Annotated in this window: 2 protein-coding genes and 1 pseudogene; all 3 read right to left on the bottom strand. The window is 33.7% G+C overall.

Annotation, left to right across the window (positions count from 1 at the left end; translation table 11 throughout):
* The coding region (locus RMN92_RS12350) for an adenylyltransferase/cytidyltransferase family protein (protein ID WP_309609745.1) at positions 1-225 on the bottom strand (225 nt) is incomplete at its 3' end.
* 88 nt (positions 226-313) lie between these two features.
* Positions 314-2389 carry a M43 family zinc metalloprotease gene (locus tag RMN92_RS12345; RefSeq protein ID WP_309609744.1) on the bottom strand — a complete coding sequence of 692 codons (2076 nt, stop codon included), beginning with the start codon at positions 2387-2389 and terminating at the stop codon, positions 314-316.
* A 93-nt stretch (positions 2390-2482) separates the two neighbouring features.
* Positions 2483-2639: pseudogene (locus RMN92_RS12340) on the bottom strand (aminoacyl-tRNA hydrolase); the annotation flags it as partial.

Here is a 2639-nt window from a genome sequence, read left to right as displayed (position 1 = left end):
TTCTTCATTGGTGTTTAGCAATTTTATTTTGTCGTCTGCATGCAAAACTGTTCTAGGATGTTGAGAAAAGGTGAGAACAACCGTTTCTAAATCATCGTTAGAAACGCTATTTAAAAGGCGGTTTATAATTTTTTGATGTCCCAAATGCACACCATCAAAAGTACCCAAAGTAACAATTGTTTTTTTATTGCAATTAAAATCGGAAATGGAATGAAAAATTTTCAAGCTGTTTTTTTTAGTTGCGCAAAGTTAAGACTTTATTCAAAAAAAAAAGGATTGAAATGAATCAATCCTTTTTTAGATTTAAAAAAATTTATTTTTTAATAAAACGTAACGTTTTTGTGCTATCGTCTTTGTTAATCTTTATAAAATAGATTCCGTTAGCAAATTTTGCTGTGCTAAAGCTTAAATCTGATTCTTTCATTATTTTATTTTTCCCTATGGACTGACCAACACTATTAAAAATTTCAAATTCGTTTGGCAAATCAAAAACGTTTGGAATAGAAATATTTAAAATATCTGTTGTTGGATTTGGATATAAAACCGTACCTGCTAACAAATCAAAAGAATCTGTACTTAGCGTTCCGTTAGTAAAGCTATGTATAGATGATCCAGTTGAAAATGTGGTATTAGAAAAAACAACAACTGCTCCGGCATTTGTTTTCAAGTTATAAAACCCTGCTCCGTAGTTTGTTGGAGTAGAATTTATACCGTCATTCTGACTATCTATTATTGTAAAAGTGTAACAGCCATTTGTAGGCAAATTCCAAGCTGCATTGGTAACCAAAGGTTGTGTTCCAGATGCTGCCAACCTTGTGTATGGTCCACCACTGTACAAGATGGTTCCTGAGGCATTTTTAATATTCCAAGTAGTCTCGTTACCATATCTATCCCCAACAAGAGTGAAAGTATAATCAGTGAAATTATAATTTGGTGGAGTTACTGGTGCTGTGAATGTAAATGTTTTAGAAGCAGCGTTGTTAGTATTTCTTTGATCTGCAACGCTATTGGCAGTAGTAACGGAAGCGTTAAAAGTTCCAGTAGTTAAAACTGCATTTACTAGTAAAATTGCATATTTATTTGGAGCTAAATTACCACTCCAGTTTAAAACTGTACTTGCACCGCCTTCATTGTGACTAATGGAAGCTGTTATTAAGTTGTCAGTTCCCCTGTTGTATAAAATTATTTTATGTTGGTTTGGTATTGCTGGACCACATGCTGAATTTGCTCCAGCAGAACAGTATGATTCAATTTTGACTTCGGCATCATTTGCAAAAAGAGGAATTGGTAAATCTTTTGTCGATGTTTTTAAAGTTGATCTTCTTGGAGAATTATTCATAACAGTAGTAATTCTTGTTTTTTGATCTGCTGTAAAAATATTCATACAACTATCGTCCGAATAATCCATATAATTTTCAGTTTGCCTTTCAAGTCCGTCACATTGTACTGGCTTGGTGCATCCTGCTGTTCCTTCTCCAGAAAAATATTGACCGCTACAGTTTGGGGTATCATTACAAAAATCATCAACAGTACAATCCCCATCTCCCCATAAATGGCGTAAACCTAGAAAGTGACCAACTTCATGCGTCATTGTTCTGCCTTCGTCATATAGAGTTCCCCCATATATTCCTCCAGGTACAATTACTCGTGAACCAAAAGTATTGTAATTTGCCACAACGCCATCCGTGTTAGCAGCACCACCGTTTGCATCCAGCCCGCCTAATCCTGAAGTAGAAGGAAATTGCGCATAACCTAATAAACTAGCATCTGTAAAATTAACAGACCACATATTCATGTATTGGGTTGCATCCCAAATTGTAGTTGGTTTTACTGTTGTGTTTATGTCTGCAGTGGACCACGATTCTTGGCATAAATTTACTCTGTTTATTCCATTTGTAGGGTTTCCATTTGGATCTACTTTTGCTAAAACAAATTCTATTTGTGTGTCTGCCCCAACTGGGTTAGTGTTAAAACCTGGTGTTCCAGACATTCTTCTAAAATCTTGAGTCATGACGGTGATTTGCGATTGTACTTGCTCGTCTGTTATGTTTTCGCTAACTCCATAAGCATCCCCATTATGAATAACGTGAACAACAACTGGAATATAAATTATTCCACCACTTTGAGAAGCTACGGTTTGAAATTCTTTTTGTTCTTCGATTTTTTTAGAAATCCAGCTTTCAAATTGTACTCTGGTCCCCATTTTAGAATTTTGCTCTCTTAAATATTCTTCGTATTCGTTTGAAGCGCATCTAATATGACCTGAAGGTGAAATGTTTTCTGCGTTTATTTTTTTGCCAAAAACAAATTTATCTCCTATAATCTTTTGAGCGCTGATAGTATTTGCAAAGCAGAATACTATTACTAAAAGTAAGATAATTTTTTTCATAGTTTATTAATTTAGTTAAAGATGTAAATATATAATAAAAAAACAATAAAAATAATTCAACTATATTATTTAACAATATTAATCTCTTTGTTATTATTTTCCATTATATGTTGTCATAGCATTTTCCAACCCTGAAAGTACAAAACATTTTACAGCTTCAATTGCCATTTTCAGCCTTTCGGGAAGTTTTTCTTTTTCAGTTTCGTCCCATTCTCCCAATACATAATCAACTTGTTTTCCTTTTTTGAAT

The sequence above is a fragment of the Flavobacterium sp. genome (assembly GCF_031363805.1).
Lineage (GTDB): Bacteria > Bacteroidota > Bacteroidia > Flavobacteriales > Flavobacteriaceae > Flavobacterium.
Note: the sequence above shows the minus strand (reverse complement) of the source record. Positions and strands in the feature narration are given on the sequence as shown.

Excerpts from the sequence above, each read along its gene's own strand:
- RMN92_RS12345 (WP_309609744.1), bottom strand. The coding sequence starts at position 2,389 with ATGAAAAAAATTATCTTACTTTTAGTAATAGTATTCTGCTTTGCAAAT.